The organism is Microbacterium oryzae (assembly GCF_009735645.1).
GTDB classification, from domain to species: Bacteria; Actinomycetota; Actinomycetes; order Actinomycetales; family Microbacteriaceae; genus Microbacterium; species Microbacterium oryzae.
The window spans coordinates 1,918,091-1,934,038 of record NZ_CP032550.1 but is presented as its reverse complement, the minus strand read 5'-3'; the positions used below and the strand labels follow the sequence as shown (position 1 = coordinate 1,934,038).

The window sequence follows — 15,948 nt, the reverse complement described above, 5'->3', positions numbered from 1 at the left end:
CACTCTAGGGCGGCGCGTCGTCCCGCCTCCGGGAGTCCGCGCGCGCCGCGCGCCTAGACTCGGAGGATGATCGACCCCGTACTGCTGCGCGAAGACCCCGAGCTCATCAAGCGTTCTCAGGCGGCGCGCGGCGGATCGCCCGAAGCCGTCGACGCCGCGCTCGCCGCGGATGCCGCCCGTCGCACGGCGATCAGCGCGTTCGAGGACCTGCGCGCGGAGCAGAACGCGTTCGGGAAGACCGTCGCGAAGGCGCCGAAGGACGAGAAGGCCGCGCTCGTGGCGCAGGCGAAGGATCTCGCCGACCGCGCGAAGGCCGCCCAGGCCGCCGCGAACGAGGCAGAGGCCGCCTTCCGCGCCGCGATCGACGCGATCCAGAACGTCGTCATCGACGGCGTGCCCGCCGGCGGCGAGGACGACTTCGTCGAACTGCGCCGCGTCGGCGACATCCCCGCCTTCGACTTCGAGCCGCTCGACCATCTCGCACTCGGCGAGAAGCTCGGCGCCATCGACATGGAGCGCGGAGCGAAGGTCTCCGGCGCCCGGTTCTACTTCCTCAAGGGCATCGGCGCGCGCCTGGAGCTCGCGCTCATGAACTACGCGCTCAACACGGCCCTCGAGCACGGCTTCACGCCGATGATCACGCCGACGCTCGTGCGGCCCGACATCATGGCCGGCACCGGCTTCCTCGGCGCGCACGCCGACGAGATCTACCGGCTCGAGGAGGACGACCTCTACCTCGTCGGCACGAGCGAGGTCGCCCTCGCCGGATACCACAAGGACGAGATCGTCGACCTCTCGGGCGGGGCCATCCGCTACGCGGGCTGGTCGACCTGCTACCGGCGCGAGGCCGGGTCGCACGGCAAGGACACCCGCGGCATCATCCGCGTGCACCAGTTCAACAAGCTGGAGATGTTCGTCTACACGACCCCCGAGGACGCGGAGGCCGAGCACGAGCGCCTGCTGGCCATCGAGGAGCAGATGCTCAGTTCGCTCGGACTCGCGTACCGCGTGATCGATGTCGCTGCCGGCGATCTCGGCTCGAGCGCGGCCCGCAAGTACGACACCGAGGCCTGGGTGCCGACGCAGGGCGCGTACCGCGAGCTCACGTCGACCTCCAACTGCACCACCTACCAGGCGCGACGCCTCGACATCCGCCACCGCCCCGACGGCGGGAAGACCCGCCACGTGGCGACGCTCAACGGGACGCTCGCCACCACGCGCTGGATCGTCGCCCTCCTCGAGACGCATCAGCGCGCCGACGGATCCGTCGTCGTCCCGGAGCCGCTGCGGCCGTACCTGGGCGGACTCGAGATCCTGGAGCCGATCGCATGACCTACCCCGTCGACGCGTCCGCCCGTCTGCTGATCGCCCTCGACATCGACGGCACCGTCGTGCTCGAGGACGGCACCTTCAGCCCCGGTGTGCAGGAGGCGGTCGCCGAGGCCGCCGAGCGCGGCCACGTCGTGACGATCGCGACCGGGCGCAGCTGGGAGTCCGCAGCCCCCGTGATGGAGGGCCTGGGCATCCTCCCGCCGTACGTCGTGTGCGCGAACGGCGCGACCATCATGTCGCGCGATCCCGAGGACCCGACCGGGTACATCCGCCACACCACCGAGACCTTCGACGCCACCGAGGTGCTGCAGTTCATCCGCGAGCACCTCCCCGGCGCGAGCTACATGGTCGAGCTCGCCGACGGCACGCGCCTGTTCACGCAGTACATGGACGACTGGGATCTGAACCGCCCTGGCGCACGCCACGTCGAGTTCGAGGAGATGCTGGGTCTGCGCGTGACGCGCGTGGTCGTCGTCTCGCCCGAGCACGACGGCGAGGAGTTCAACGCGTTCGTCGAGCGCATGGGCCTGCAGCAGGTGACCTACTCGGTCGGCTGGTCGGCCTGGCTCGACATCGCGCCGCAGGGCGTGAACAAGGCCACCGCGCTGGAGAAGGTGCGCGAGTGGCTCGAGATCGACCGCGCGCAGGTCGCGGTCATGGGGGATGGCCGGAACGACATCGAGATGCTGGCGTGGGCCGGCGAGGGCGGCGGCAGCGCGGTGGTGATGGGCCAGGCGCCGCCCGAGGTGCAGCAGTACGCGACGCAGCTCACGCTCCCCGTCGAGGGCGGCGGCGTCGCGGCTGCGCTGTCGGAGCTCGGCGTCGCGACGGCGACCATCGTCTGAACGGCGGACCTTGACAGCGACCCCTCAGGGGCTCCGCCGACAATAGCGGGACGGCCGTTCCACTAGACTCGACGCCGTCCGCGCTCGCGCGGGCACGGAGGGTTGTCCGAGCGGCCGAAGGATCCGGTCTTGAAAACCGGTGGGCAGAGATGTCCCGTGGGTTCGAATCCCACACCCTCCGCGGAAGGCGGCTCGCGTCAGGGCGCGGGCGGCCACCGTCCAGCCCGAGAGGACGCGAGTGAGCGACAACCGGAAGCACGACACGCGGCGCACCATCGCGCGCCACGGCCGGCTGACCTCGCCGAGTCCGCTCCGCCAGCTGCTGCGCGTGCTCGGCGTGGCGGTCTCCGTGCTCCTCGTCAGCGGCGTGGGCGTGGCGAGCTACGCCGCGTGGGACTTCGGCTCGACGTTCAGCGCCGACGCGGTCGTGCTCGAGGGGCAGGACGCCTCGCCGCCCGACATCGGCGCGCTCGACAACGAGGGCGTGAACATCCTCTTCGCCGGCCTCGACGCGTGCGAGGAGGAGTACAAGCAGTACTTCGGCGGCCGCTGCCCGGATGACGCCGCGTACGACCCCGACTCCCGCGACAGCGTGCTGAACGACGTCAACATGCTCGTGCACATCTCACCCGAGCCGCGGCGCGTGACCGTCATCAGCTTCCCCCGCGACCTCATGGTCGAGGCTCCCGAGTGCACCGACCCGCAGGGCGACGTCGCGTCCGCCCTCACCCGCAGCCAGCTCAACGAGGCGTACTACCGCGGCGATCTCGGCTGCATCGTGAAGACGATCGAGCAGCTCTCGGGGCAGACCATCGACTACGGCGCGACGGTCACCTGGGGCGGCGTGATCGAGATCACCAACGCCATCGGCGGCGTGAACGTCTGCGTGGGCGGCAAGGGCATCTACGACGAGCACACCGGCCTCGCCATCCCGCCGTCGGAGAACTACACCCTCGTCGGGGTCGAGGCGCTGCAGTTCCTCCGCACCCGCCACGGCGTCGGCGACGGCAGCGACCTCGGGCGCATCAGCAACCAGCAGGTCTACATGTCGGCGCTGGCCCGCAAGCTCACGAGCGAGGAGGTGCTGACCAACCCCGCGACGCTCCTCACGCTCGCGCGCACCACCCTGCAGAACGTCGACCCGTCGTCGAGCCTGACGAATCCGGTCACGCTGGTGCAGATCGCGATGGCGGCGAAGGACGTGCCGCTGAACGAGTTCACGTTCGTGCAGTACCCGGTGGTCGACGACCCGTACGACGTCAACCGCGTGGCCCCCGACTACGCGTCGGCCGAGGCGCTGTGGGCGGCGCTCGAGCAGAACGTGCCGCTCGAGCTCACCGGCGACACCGGCGGCGGCGCGATCCTCGCCGAGGGCGAGGACGGCACGCAGACGCCCGCTCCCGAGGACACCGGCGCTCCCGTCGAGACCGAGGCGCCCGTCGACCCGTCGGCGACGCCGGGTGCGACGGAGGCCCCCACGGACGGCGAGCTGGGTGCGAACGTGCACGGTTCCGACGCGAGCCAGGTCACCTGCTCCAACGGCGCCGGCTGAGCTGGTTCGCGACACCGGCTCAGACCCGTTAGGATGGTCCCTGTGCCTGTTCGCAGGCGCTGGAGACGTCGCATAGTCAGGCCTAGTGCACCACCCTGCTAAGGTGGAGTCCCCTTATGGGGACCGAGGGTTCAAATCCCTCCGTCTCCGCCAAAGAATCCCTGATCAGGTGTCTAAATTCCGATGCGCTCTTGCTTCGCGTAAGGGGCGCTCGGGGCCTCATTTGAGCCCGAAGTGTACGTGGAGTGAACGGACTTTTGAAAAGTCTGTTCTGCGGCGGCCAGCCGCTGAGCAAAACCATGGCGCTGTTCTTCGCCGAGGATGTGTGCGTACACGGTGAGAACCGTGCGGGGGTCGTCACCGAGATATTCGGCGACCTCGTTGACGGGAGCGCCGAGCCGCAGCCAGGTGGATGCGGCGAAGTGTCGGAGCGCGTGGCGACGGAAGCCGAGCGGAAACTTCCGTGCGATGCCTACCTTGAGTTGTCCACCTTGCTGGTTCGTGAACAGATAGTCCGTCGGCTGCTTTTCGGCAGCGTGTGTGCGGAAGATCTCGAGAGCGCGAGGTGAGAGGGGGATGGATCTCTTGCCGCGCCACGACTTCGGCGCCTTCTCGGCGTACCCGTCCGAGTGCGAGCGCTCGACGTTGAGTTGAGCGAAGCTGCTTTCACTGAGCCAGTGGACGCGTATAGCTCGGGCTTCGCCCCAGCGAACGCCGGTCAGAGCCATGAACTCGAACAGATCCGCGATGTCGGAGCGTCGCTCGCGCAGGGCTGCAATCGCGGCCGCAACCTGTTGCGCCGTCGGGATCTCGCTGAGCTTGAGTGAGCGTTGCGCAATCGTGCCGAGTTCAGGAATCTTCTTCATCGCACGCACCGGGTGCGGCTGTTGGAGCAGGCCTTGCTCTTCGGCGAACGCGCTCGTACTCGGCGAGAGCCAGCTCGATCGCCGCGATCGCGTCGTACTGGTTCGCGGTCGGCGACACATGGAACGGGTGCTCCAGCTTCGAGAACCAGTCCCGACACCCCGCGATCCGCCAGGTCCCACCCTCGGTGGTCTCGAACTCGCTGAAGTCCAGCTGCCACACCTGGTTCGGCCCGGTCGGGGTTCTCGCGATCGCCGCCTTGCGGTCCTTCGCGAGCTGGCGGCGCTGCTTCCTGGTACTCCGAGGGCAGGATCAGCCCGTCATCGCGCAGCAGCCGCAGCACGGTCGCCTGCGACACCCGGTGCCCGTCGTGCCGGGTCAGCGCCCAGATCTTCCGGTGACCCCACTCCGGCTTCGCCAGCGCGTGCTTTGTCGCCAGCGGCCGGGCGGCGTCCTTCGCCGGCTGCGGCCACGGACCCTTCGGCCAGGCGCCGACGCGAGCCTTCGCCTGCCAGCGGCGATACGACCGCTCGGGCACGCCGATCAGCTTCACGAACCTCGCGGTCGGCATGCCCGCATCCACGCGGATCACCTCGAGGTCCTCGAAGGGCCCAGCCGGCCTCCGCGCTCTTCTTCCACACCCGGATCTCGACCGCGGCCTCACCGAGAGCCTGCGTCAGCTCCGCGACCTCGTCCTCGAGCTGCTGCTCCCGGGTCGATGGGCCGGACTTGCCCGCGACCAGCGCGGTCTTCCCGCCCTCGAGGAAGTCCAGCTTCCACCGCCCGATCGACTGCTCGGACACCTTCTCACGCCTCGCAGCCTCCGCGATCGTGATCTCATCAGCGAGGACGCTCAGCACGGTCCTCGTCTTCTTCTCCACCGGAATCTGAGGTGGTCTTCCCATGTCGGACTCTCCGTTCATTACTCAACTAACAGCCCTGCCACATAGTCTGACGCGCGACATCAGTACACCTAGGCCCCGATCTGCAGCCCGAGCGGAAGCATCGTGGAGTCGGCCGGACGGGTAAGGTATTGGATGCCGCGGGGCGAGAGCACCTGCTCGATGCCCGAGATCATCCCGCCAATAAGTCCGGCCTCGTTTCCGAGCGAGCTATGCGTGATGGAGAGGTCGCGGGTTGCCAGCGGTTGAGCCTGCTGGTACACAACACTCCGGATCTGCGAGAGCACGTCTTCGGTGCACTCGGTGACATCTCCTCCAATCACGATCCGGGCCGGATTGCAGAAGTTCACGAGGTCGGCGATCGCTCGCCCGAGCGTCGCGGCGGTCTCCCGCACGACACTCACGGTCGTGGCGTCGCCAAGCACGAGCCGACTGATGAGATCCTTTGACACGATGGGAGTGGCGAGCGCCTCCGACACGCGATCTGCCATGGCACCGACTGATGCGATCGCCTCGAGGCATCCGCGGTTCCCGCAGCTGCAGAGTACGTCGCTCATGTCTCGCATCTGTATGTGGCCGATGTCTGCGGCCGCCCCATCAGCCCCGTGTAACAGCAGACCGCTTTCACTGACGAATCCGGCGCCGACTCCGGTGCTGATGTTGATCATTAGCAGGGGAAGGTGGGCGCCCCCGTCGGCGCGCGCCTCGCCCAGTGCCATCAGGTTGACATCGTTGTCGACGATGACGTCGCAGACGAAGCGTTCCGCCATGTACTTGCAGACGCTGAAGCCGTCCCACCCCGGCATGAGCGGGGGGCGAACGGCAAAGCCGCGACGCGAATCGACCGGCCCGGGGAGTCCGACGGATATCGCCAAGGCATCGTCGGCGACGAGCGAGTTGGCGTGCAGCATCTCAACGAAGGCGTCGCAGATGGTGTCGAGCAGCACCGAGGGGCCCACTTCGACGTGCACACCGATGTCGCGCCGCTCGACGACCACCTTGTCCAAGGTGGTCAGCGCCAGGCGGGTGACCTCGATCGACACATCGGCCACCAGCACTACCCCCTTGGCTGCACTGATATTGAAAACTTGGGCGGGTCGGCCCCGGAGATTACCCCCGCCAAGACCGCCGACTTCAATGAGGCCGTTCTCGAGCAAGACGGCGAGGTGCCCATCGATCGTCGACCGCGCGAGCCCCGTCGCTCTTACGATCTCCCGTCGGCTTACCAGTCCGCCGTCTGCGATCATCCGAGCGATGACGCTGCGGGCGGCATGTGCATCGGGTGCGAGGCTCCGGTCCGGCTTTAGAAGCTGAACTTCTGTCCATAGTGTCCCCATTGGCGTGGCTTCAACCCTTCACTAGCCCCGAATTATGCCGAAAAGAAAATTATTCGGGCGCTTTTTTCTGTTTGCGACTCTACCTACGGTAGAGGGAGTCAGCAATAAGACGGTCACAGACGACTGCCGAACGAAAGAGGTCGACGATGACGCTCCGACTTGAGGTGAAAGGGCTCTCAAAGCACTTCCTCGGAGTCCAGGCATTGGACGACGTGAGCTTCGGTATCGAGCCCGGACAGGTAGTCGCTCTGATCGGTGAGAACGGAGCCGGGAAGTCCACGCTGATCCGAATACTTTCAGGTGCCCATGCTCCGGACGCCGGCGAGATCTTCGTCAACGGACGTCGCGCGACGATCAGCGGTCCCGCAGCCGCGGAAAACCTCGGCATTGCGACTGTCTACCAGGAGCTCAGCCTCTTCCCTGACCTCTCGGTCGCCGAGAACCTTCTCTTCGGGGCGTACCCCGGAAAGGGGATCATCAACTGGCGGGCGGCCAACAAGGAAGCTGCCGCGTTCCTGAGCGATCTCGGACTGGCCGTCGACGTAACCATGAAGGTGCGTCAGCTCGGCATCGCGGAGAAGCAGATGCTCGAGATCGCGAAGGCGCTGCACAGGAAGGCGCAGATCGTGATCCTCGACGAGCCCACGGCGGTTCTCGGCGGAGAGGACGTCGACCATCTTCTCGCGCTCGTCCACGGCCTCAAGGAGCGCGGGGTCAGCGTAATCTTCGTCTCGCACCGCCTTGAAGAGGTCTTCGGGCTCGCGGATCGCTACGTCGTGCTGAAGGACGGCAAGCTGACCGGAGCCGGAAAGATCTCCGAGACCGACCATGACGACCTTGTCTCGAAGATGGTCGGCCGGGACTTCACCCGGGCGCCTCGTGCGGTCAACCAGTCCTTCGGGGACGTGGCGCTGGAGGTGAAGAACCTCTCGCGCGCGGGCGTGCTCGATGACATCTCGTTCTCCGTCCGTTCGGGGGAGGTGCTGGGCATCGCGGGCCTGCGCGGCGCGGGACGCACCGAACTCGCGCGCGTTATCTACGGCGCGGATGCGATCACGAGCGGCACGGTCGCCGTTGCCGGCACCAAGACCACGATCAACAGTCCACTGCGGGCGATCCGTGCCGGAATCGGGCTGGTCCCCGAGGAGCGGAAGAGCCAGGGCCTGTTCATCGCGCTCTCCACAGCCGCCAACATCCCGATCGTGCGGATGCTCAAGCGCGGAGCCGTGCGGTCTCAGCCCGCGGCCGATCGCCGCACCGCGGCCGAGTACGTCACGAAGCTGCGCATCAAGGCCGGCGACGTCGGCGCGCCCGTCGGCACCCTGTCCGGGGGCAATCAGCAGAAGGTCGTGCTTGCGAAGTGGCTGGAGGCGGGGGCCGACGTGCTCATCCTCGATGAGCCGACACGCGGCATCGACATCGGTGCGAAGCAGGAGATCTACGAGCTCATCCAGACGCTCTGTGAGCAGGGTCGTGCGGTGATCGTCATCTCCTCGGAGCTGCCCGAGGTGCTTGCGCTGAGTCACCGGATCCTCGTGATGTATCACGGCGGGATCGCGGCCGAGCTCGACGGCGCGACCGCAACCGAAGAAGAGATCATGTTCCACGCAGTGGGAGGAAACCGATGAACACGTCTACCGCAGGCAACGGCGCCTTGAGTTCTTTGTCGATGAAGGTACGCGGAAACTGGCTCCCCATCGTGATCTTCATCGGGATCGTCGTGCTCGTCGCGATCTTCGTCCCGGCCTTCTTCCAGCCCAGCAACCTCCTGAACGTCGGCCGTCAGTCGGCCATCGTCGGGGTGATCGCGATCGGGATGACGTTCGTCATCCTGACCGGCGGGATCGACCTGAGCGTCGGATCGATCCTGGCGCTCTCGGGTGTCACGACCGCCATGCTGATCAACAACGGAATGGTCGTCCCCCTCGCCATGATCGTCGCGTTGCTCGTCGGCGTCGGCGTCGGCATCCTGAACGGGATCGGCGTCGCGGTTCTGGGCATCCAACCCTTCATCATGACGTTGGCGACGATGGTCGCCATCCAGGGACTGTCGCTGCGGCTGACCAACGGCGGACCCCAGCAGTTCAGCAATGCGGCCGAGATCTTCCGGGTGATCGGCAGCGGAAACGTGCTCGGCATCCCTGGGCCCTTCCTCGTGTTCGTCATCGTCGCGATCGTCGGCATCCTGGTGCTCCGCTATCTCTCCTTCGGTCGCTACATCTACGCGATCGGCGGAAGCCTCGAGGCCGCACGCCTCTCGGGCGTACGCACCAAGCGCACGCTGGTCATGGCGTACGCGATCAGCGGCCTCTGCGCGGGGCTGGCCGGAGTGATGACGGCGTCACGACTCGGCGTCGGCGACCCCACCGCAGGCAGCCTTGCGAACCTCGACGCCATCACCGCGGTCGTCATCGGCGGGACGAGCCTGATGGGCGGCACCGGCGGCGCTGTCGGGACGGTGTTCGGCGCTCTCCTGCTCGCGGTGCTTTCGAACGTCATGAACCTGATCGGCATCTCGCCCTTCGACCAGCAGATCGTCAAGGGCGTCGTCATCGTCATCGCCGTGCTGGTCGCGGTGCAGGCGACGAGGCGACGAATGAGCGAGAGGAAGGAGTCCGCGCCGAAATCGGGAGCGAAGCCGACCTCGCCCCAGTCCGGTTCAGACGACACGCGCGGCGCCATGGCAGGCATGTAGCGAAGCACTTCCCCGAGCCCCGGGCTCACGAGAAGATCCCCCACCACCGCCAAGAAGAAAGGTGCAACGATGCACGCCCTGAGAAACAACAGAGGAAGTCGGCTCGTCCTAGCGGCGGCCATCGGTTCCATCGCCCTGATGACCGCGGGTTGCACGTCGAGCGGGTCTGCAGAATCCACATCGGAGAACGAGGCGGTCGGTGACGAACTCGCTCCGAGCATCTATTGCGGCGAGGAGTGCCAGGAGCAGCTCGCGCTCGAGGCGGACCCCGCGTCGATCGACTGCTCGGTCGGCGTCTCGTGGAGCAGCGCCTCCTTCCCGTACGGCGCGAAGTCGACGCAGCAGATCCCCGAGTTCGCGGAAGCGTTCTTCCCGGGCATGGACATCACCGTGAGCGACGGCCAGGGGGATTCCACGGTCCAGTCCGGTCAGGTCGACGACATGATCGCGCAGGGCATCGACGTGCTGATCATCTCCCCGCAGGACGCAGCGGCACTGGCCGGGGCCGTTGACCGAGCGACCGCCGCCGGCATCCAGGTGATCGCGGCCGATCGCGCCGTCGACACCGAGATGTCGACCTACATCGGGTCCGACAACGTCGAGGCCGGAATCGTGAGCGGCGAGGCCATCGTCGCCGACTTCCCCGACGGCGCTAGCGTCGTCGAACTCGCGGGCAGCCTGGGCGCATCGCCGACGATCGATCGCGGTGACGGATTCCGCCAGGCCCTCGAGGGCTCGAACGTCGAGATCATCGCCACCCAGACGGCGAACTACGATCGCGCCGAAGGTCTGCAGGTGATGGAGGACTTCCTCCAGCGATACGGCTCCGGCGAGATCGACGCCGTCTTCACGCACAACGACCAGATGTCCTTCGGCGCCATCCAGGCCATCAAGGAGGCCGGTCGCGAGGGCGAGATCAAGGTCTACGGGATCGACGGAGAGTCGGGCGCCCTCGACCTCGTTCAGGCGGGGGAGTACGCGGCGACAGTCGGATACCCGCTCGTCGTGAAGGAGTCGGTCATCGCCGCCGCGAAGCTGTGCGCCGGCGAGCCCATCGACGAGCGCATCGTGCTCGATTCGACCCTCATCAACGCCGACAACGTCGAAGAGTACACGGGGCGCGCTCCCCAGTGATCGCGCCGGGGCAGGATGCGTCGGTGAGCGTCCGGCCCCACACTTCTCCCTGAAAGGACACACGCAATGAAGATCTCCTACAACACCTGGGCCTACTCCAGCTTCTTCGTCTGGGTTCCGGCCTACACCCTCGACGAGACGATCAAGCGCATCGCGGGACTCGGCTACGACGGAATCGAGATCGGCGCCGCTGCGCCGCACGCCTACCCTCCGCACCTCGGCGCAGACCGGCGCAAGCAGGTGCGGGAACTCCTCGACGAGCACGGCCTCCAGCTCTCCAGCATGCTGCCCGCTCCGTCCGGGGGGCCCGGGAACAACCCCGCCTCGCCGTACATCGAAGAGCGCCGCGCGACGGTGGAACACTATAAGGAGCTCGCCGAGATTACCGCGCAGTGGGGCGGCAAGACCCTCATCTACCTGCCCGGCTGGATCATCTTCGGCACCACGCGTCGTCAGGCCTGGAAGTGGAGCCGCGAGGTTCTCACCGAGGTCGCCGACGCGATCGCGCACACCGGGGTGACGCTCGTGATCGAGCCGACCTCGCACGACACCAACCTGTGCATGAGCGCCGACGACGCGATTGAGCTGATGGAAGACGTCGACCGCCCCAACGTGAAGCTCATGTTCGACACCTTCCACATCATGTACAACAAGGAGGTCTTGAGCGACTACGCCTACAAGATGGGGGAGAACCTCAAGCACATCCACATCTCCGACAACGACCGGCTTCCCCCCGGGTCTGGTGTGGGCGACTTCCCGTCCCTGATCGACGCACTGATCGATGTGGAGTTCGACGGGTTCCTGACGATGGAGACCGGATTCCACCGCCGTGGCATCGAGCCCGACGAAGACGCGCGCACCTCCATCGAGTACTTGCGTCCGCTCGTCGAGCAGAAGCTGGCAGCCCGCGCGAACCCAAGCGCGTAGTCCGAACGACGAAAGGCAGTGATGATGACCAGGTCGACGTTTCACCCCGACTTCGCCCTTCTCTTCCTGAATCCGCGGGAAGCCGCGACCATCGACGCGATCGTCGGCCACATCATCCCCTCCGAGGAGGGGTCGCCGGGGGCGCGGGAAGCCGGGGTCACGGAGTACATCGACCGTGCGTTGTCGGGGTTCATGCGCGACCTTCAGCCGGTCTACCGGGAGGGGCTCGCGGAGTTCGAGGCGTTCGCCGTGGAGACCGCGGGAGCCACATATCTCGACCTCGATGGCGAGCAGCAGCTCGCGGTCATCGCAGAGCTCGACGAGCTCAGCGGCGCTCGACCGGACGCCTTCCTCGGGCAGTTCTACCGCATCGTCCGCGAACACACTGTGCAGGGGTTCTTCGGCGATCCGGCCTACGGCGGCAATCGTGACGTCGTGGGCTGGAAGCTGGTGGGCTTCCCCGGCGCGCAATGGGGGTATACGCCGGAGCAGATGCACCCCGGGGTGGACTCTACGAGCATCCCCATCCTCACCGTCAAGGATCTGTACTCCCGGATAGGAAGCATGAAATGAGAGCGGAATACGACGCGATCATCGTCGGAATGGGTTCGGCCGGAGGAATCATCGCCGAGCAGCTGACCAAGGCCGGTGCACACGTGCTGGCACTCGAGAAGGGTCCTGACTACACGCAGGAGGACTTCATGGTCAAGCAGGACGAACTGCGCTACTACCAGCGCGGGGCGATCGTGGCCGGCGTGAACGTCGATCCTGTTACGTGGCGTCCGAACGAATCGTCGACCGCGCGTGTACTGCCCTGGTCGGCGGGCGCGCTCGGCACCGACGAGCCGCTCTACGGCCTGCCCTCGATCGGCACGGGGGGCGGGACCCTGCACTGGGGATGCGCCGCGTACCGGTTCCGCGAGGCGGATTTCCGGATGCGGTCGGCCATCGCGGAGAGGTTTGGGGAGGCCGCGCTGCCGGAGGGGTCCTCGCTCGCCGACTGGCCGATCAGCTATGCCGACCTCGAGCCCTACTACGAGCGGGTCGAGCAGGAGCAGGGCCTCTCCGGGCGGGCAGGGAACGTCGGGGGCGTGCTCCAGGAGGGCGGAAATCCCTTCGACCCGCCCCGTGAGCGCGATTACCCGATGCCGCCTGTCGCACAGGGGCCGGGAGACGTGCCGTGGGTGGCGGCGACGGAGCGCCTCGGCTTGCATCCGTTCCGTCAGCCCCTCGCCATCAACTCCGAGGAGTATCGGGGTCGTCCTGCCTGCGTTAACTGCGGGTTCTGCCATGGCTTCCCGTGCCATGTGAAGGCGAAGTCCACGACACAGGTGACGTCGGTGCCCGCGGCCAAGGCCACGGGCAACCTCGAGCTCCGCGCGCGCAGCCGGGTGCTGCGCATCAACCGCTCTCCCGACGGGCGCGAAGTGCGCGGGGTGACCTACGTCGACGCGCTCGGCGAGACGCACGACGTGTTCTCGAACACCGTCGTGCTGACGGCGTACGCGCTCGAGAACGTTCGGCTGATGCTCATCTCCGGCATCAATTCGAACGGTCAGGTCGGTCAGCACTTCATGACGCACAATTTCGGCTGGTTCACCTCGGTGCTGCCGGAGGTCACCAACCCGTTCATGGGGACGTTCAACGCGTCCAGCGCGATCGACGACTACACCTCCGAGCTCGTTCCCGACAACGACCTCGGTGTGCTGTGGGGATCGCCGATCATCAGCGTCACCGGTGACCTTCAGCCGATCGAGGCGTATCACAACATCAACCCGGGCGTCGCGAAGTTCGGCCTCGAGTTCAAGCACTGGATGCGCGACAAGTACCGTCACATGCACCGCATGTACTCGCAGACCACCAACTTCCCCTACGCGCGTCACTACGCGGACCTGGACCCGGTGGTCAAGGACCGCTGGGGTCAGCCGGCCCTGCGCATCACGCACGATTGGGAGGACCACGACGCGAACTCCGTGACTCTGATGGGTCGGTACAAGGAGCGCATCGCGAAGGAGATGGGCGCGACGGAGTACTGGATGGACTCGCCGCGGCCGCCGTACCACCTGTCGACCCACGACGTGGGTGTGCACCGCATGGGTCTCGACCCGGCGACATCGGTGACGAACGTGTACGGCGAGGTCCACGAGTGCCGCGGCCTGTTCGCCGTCGGCGGGGGCCAGTTCGTCAGCTACGGCGGATACAACCCGAACCAGACCGTGCAGGCACTCGCGTATCTGAGCGCCGAGGGTCTGCTCGCCTCGAACGGTCTCCGGCTCGCCAGCTCGACGCCGATGGTCGCATAGTGGGTGACCGCTTCAGCGGCCGGGTCGCGTTCGTGACGGGCGCGGGTCGTGGGCAGGGTCGCAGCCACGCGCTTCGGCTCGCCCGCGAAGGAGCGGATGTCGCGCTCGTCGACCTCGGAGGCGCCGGGGCGATCGATCACCCGCCCTATCCGACCGCGACGAGCGCCGACCTCGCCGCCGTGGCCGCGGAGGTGCGCGCGATCGGTCGCTCCGCCGAGGTCTTCGAGGTCGACGTGCGCGATCCCGCCGGGCTCCAAGCGGCCGCCGATGCCGCCGCCGAGAGGCTCGGCGGGATCGACCACCTCGTGGTGAACGCGGGCATCACGGACCGTTTCCACAACACGTGGGAGCTCCCCGTCGAGAACTGGCGCACGATGATCGACGTTACGCTGTCGGGGGCCTTCTACACCTGTCGTGCGGTCGTGCCCCATCTGCTGCAGAGGGCGGAGAACGCATCCATCGTCCTCATCGGCTCAGGGGTCGCGATCAAAGCAGTGCCCGGACTCAGCCACTATGTGGCGGCCAAAGCCGGTCTCGTGGGGCTGGCGGAAGCGCTCGCCGCGGAGCTTGGACCCTACGGCATCCGGTGCAACTCCGTTCACCCCGCCGGGGTCGACACGGACATGACGACCGCGATGGTCGAGCTGAACGGGATTCCGCGTGAGGAACTGCTGAGCGGGTTCCGCGAGCGACAGCTGATCGCGCGGAACGTCGAGATCGAGGACGTCACGGCAGCGGTCACCTGGTTGCTGTCGGACGAGGCGCGCCGCGTCACCGGGCTCGCGATGACCGTCGACGCGGGAGAAACGAAGAAGTGAGCAGCTCCGTCGGAGCAGGAAAGGACGAGAACATGGCCACCAAGGACGTGTACCGAGTGGGCATCGTGGGACTGGAATTCGGTGCGGAGTTCATCCCCATCTACCAGCGGCACCCGAATGCCGAGATGTATGCCATCTGCCAGCGCACGCAATCGAAGCTCGACGAGGTCGGGGACCGGTACGGCGTGGAAGTCCGCTACACCGACTACGACCGGATGCTGGCCGACGCATCCATCGACATCATCCACATCAACACCCCGCTGCAGTTCCACGCCGACCATGTTGTCGCCGCTCTGGAGGCGGGCAAGCACGTCGGCTGCACCATTCCGATGGCGATCTCCGTCGAGGACTGCAAGCGCATCGTCGACGCCCAGCGTCGCACGGGCCTGACGTACATGATGATGGAGACGACGGTGTACAGCCGTGAGTTCCTCTTCGTCCAGGACCTCTATCGCTCGGGCGCGCTCGGCAAGCTCCAGTTCCTGCGCGCCTCGCACCACCAGGACATGACCGGGTGGCCGTCGTACTGGGACGGCATGCCGCCGATGTACAACGCGACGCACGCGATCAGCCCCACGCTCGCGCTCGGCCGCCACCAGGCCGAGTACGTCCAGGCGCTCGGATCGGGCTCGGTCTTCGAGCGGATGAAGTCCGCCTACGGCTCGCCGTTCGCGATCGAGTCGACCCACATCAAGTTCCTCGACGCCGATCTGGGCGCGGAGGTCACCCGGCATCTCTGGGCCGTCGCCCGGGAGTACCGGGAGAGCTTCGACGCGTACGGTGCGATCCGTTCCTTCGAGTGGTCGCAGACGGAGGACGGTTCGCACGTCGTCTACCTCGGCGAGCGTGCCGAGCGGATCGAGGTGCCCGACTTCGCGAGCCAGCTGCCCGCCGAAATCCAGTCGTTCACGACCGCGGGCGTCTACACCGATGAGGGCGAGTCGGAGCACCGGTCGTTCGTGCAGGGCGGCGGTCACGGGGGATCGCACCCGCATCTCGCCCACGCGCTGCTCATGGCGGTCGCCGGCGAGGGGGAGACGTTCCCCAACGCGGTGCAGGCGGCGAACATCACGTGTGCGGGCATCCTGTCGCACGAGTCGGCCGTCAACGGTGGCCAGAAGACCTACCTGCCGGAGTGGACGCTGAGCGATCAGAGGCCGTTCGATGTAGCTCTCGACGAGGGACGCGAGCCGGCCTGGGAGGGCGAGACCGAGGTCGTGCCCTCCTAGTAGTACTTGG

At 66.9% G+C, this 15,948-nt stretch carries 14 protein-coding genes and 2 tRNA genes; 13 read left to right on the top strand and 3 right to left on the bottom strand.

What is annotated here, in order from left to right; all coding sequences use genetic code 11:
- The first annotated feature begins 66 nt into the window (after positions 1-66).
- The 5 genes from serS (at position 67) to D7D94_RS09005 (ending at position 3,882) form a co-directional block, all read left to right on the top strand.
- Positions 67-1,332, top strand: coding sequence for a serine--tRNA ligase (gene serS, locus D7D94_RS09025; RefSeq protein WP_156242292.1), 1,266 nt, complete (start codon positions 67-69; stop codon positions 1,330-1,332).
- Positions 1,329-2,177: an HAD family hydrolase gene (locus D7D94_RS09020; RefSeq protein ID WP_156242291.1), complete on the top strand. Its 849-nt coding sequence runs from the start codon at positions 1,329-1,331 to the stop codon at positions 2,175-2,177. Before serS ends, D7D94_RS09020 begins: the two co-directional genes overlap by 4 nt.
- Before the next feature lie 96 nt (positions 2,178-2,273).
- Positions 2,274-2,358 (top strand) — tRNA-Ser (locus D7D94_RS09015).
- A 57-nt stretch (positions 2,359-2,415) separates the two neighbouring features.
- Entirely contained in the window at positions 2,416-3,729 is a 1,314-nt protein-coding gene (locus D7D94_RS09010; protein WP_246171745.1) for an LCP family protein, read from the top strand.
- A 61-nt stretch (positions 3,730-3,790) separates the two neighbouring features.
- Positions 3,791-3,882, top strand: a tRNA-Ser gene (locus D7D94_RS09005).
- 20 nt (positions 3,883-3,902) lie between these two features.
- Here the strand turns inward: D7D94_RS09005 and D7D94_RS09000 are convergent.
- The 3 genes from D7D94_RS09000 to D7D94_RS08985 all read right to left on the bottom strand — a co-directional run bounded on the left by D7D94_RS09000 (position 3,903) and on the right by D7D94_RS08985 (position 6,742).
- Positions 3,903-4,595: a tyrosine-type recombinase/integrase gene (locus D7D94_RS09000; RefSeq protein ID WP_173024269.1), complete on the bottom strand. Its 693-nt coding sequence runs from the start codon at positions 4,593-4,595 to the stop codon at positions 3,903-3,905.
- 318 nt (positions 4,596-4,913) lie between these two features.
- Complete coding sequence (locus D7D94_RS14450; RefSeq protein WP_246171960.1) at positions 4,914-5,453, bottom strand: hypothetical protein; 540 nt, start codon at positions 5,451-5,453, stop codon at positions 4,914-4,916.
- A 113-nt stretch (positions 5,454-5,566) separates the two neighbouring features.
- Positions 5,567-6,742, bottom strand: a complete 1,176-nt coding sequence (locus tag D7D94_RS08985; RefSeq protein WP_173024268.1) for an ROK family transcriptional regulator — start codon at positions 6,740-6,742, stop codon at positions 5,567-5,569.
- Positions 6,743-7,044: 302 nt separating this feature from the next.
- On the opposite strand from D7D94_RS08985, the gene D7D94_RS08980 reads away from it, so the two are divergent.
- From D7D94_RS08980 to D7D94_RS08945, 8 genes are all read left to right on the top strand, one after another.
- Complete coding sequence (locus D7D94_RS08980; RefSeq protein ID WP_216648651.1) at positions 7,045-8,460, top strand: sugar ABC transporter ATP-binding protein; 1,416 nt, start codon at positions 7,045-7,047, stop codon at positions 8,458-8,460.
- 41 nt (positions 8,461-8,501) lie between these two features.
- Positions 8,502-9,527, top strand: coding sequence for an ABC transporter permease (locus D7D94_RS08975; protein ID WP_173024267.1), 1,026 nt, complete (start codon positions 8,502-8,504; stop codon positions 9,525-9,527).
- Between the two features lie 138 nt (positions 9,528-9,665).
- The gene (locus tag D7D94_RS08970; RefSeq protein WP_173024266.1) at positions 9,666-10,661 is read left to right on the top strand and encodes a substrate-binding domain-containing protein; all 996 of its coding nucleotides are present in this window, start codon (positions 9,666-9,668) and stop codon (positions 10,659-10,661) included.
- 66 nt (positions 10,662-10,727) lie between these two features.
- Positions 10,728-11,588 carry a sugar phosphate isomerase/epimerase family protein gene (locus D7D94_RS08965; RefSeq protein ID WP_156242285.1) on the top strand — a complete coding sequence of 287 codons (861 nt, stop codon included), beginning with the start codon at positions 10,728-10,730 and terminating at the stop codon, positions 11,586-11,588.
- Positions 11,589-11,612: 24 nt separating this feature from the next.
- Positions 11,613-12,161 carry a gluconate 2-dehydrogenase subunit 3 family protein gene (locus D7D94_RS08960; RefSeq protein ID WP_216648650.1) on the top strand — a complete coding sequence of 183 codons (549 nt, stop codon included), beginning with the start codon at positions 11,613-11,615 and terminating at the stop codon, positions 12,159-12,161.
- The gene (locus tag D7D94_RS08955; RefSeq protein WP_156242284.1) at positions 12,158-13,891 is read left to right on the top strand and encodes a GMC family oxidoreductase; all 1,734 of its coding nucleotides are present in this window, start codon (positions 12,158-12,160) and stop codon (positions 13,889-13,891) included. The genes D7D94_RS08960 and D7D94_RS08955 overlap by 4 nt, the downstream gene beginning before the upstream one ends.
- Positions 13,891-14,709, top strand: coding sequence for an SDR family oxidoreductase (locus D7D94_RS08950; protein WP_156242283.1), 819 nt, complete (start codon positions 13,891-13,893; stop codon positions 14,707-14,709). Before D7D94_RS08955 ends, D7D94_RS08950 begins: the two co-directional genes overlap by 1 nt.
- Positions 14,706-15,938 (top strand): Gfo/Idh/MocA family protein, encoded by a 1,233-nt coding sequence (locus tag D7D94_RS08945; protein ID WP_246171744.1) that lies wholly within the window; start codon positions 14,706-14,708, stop codon positions 15,936-15,938. Before D7D94_RS08950 ends, D7D94_RS08945 begins: the two co-directional genes overlap by 4 nt.
- The last annotated feature ends 10 nt before the right edge of the window (positions 15,939-15,948 follow it).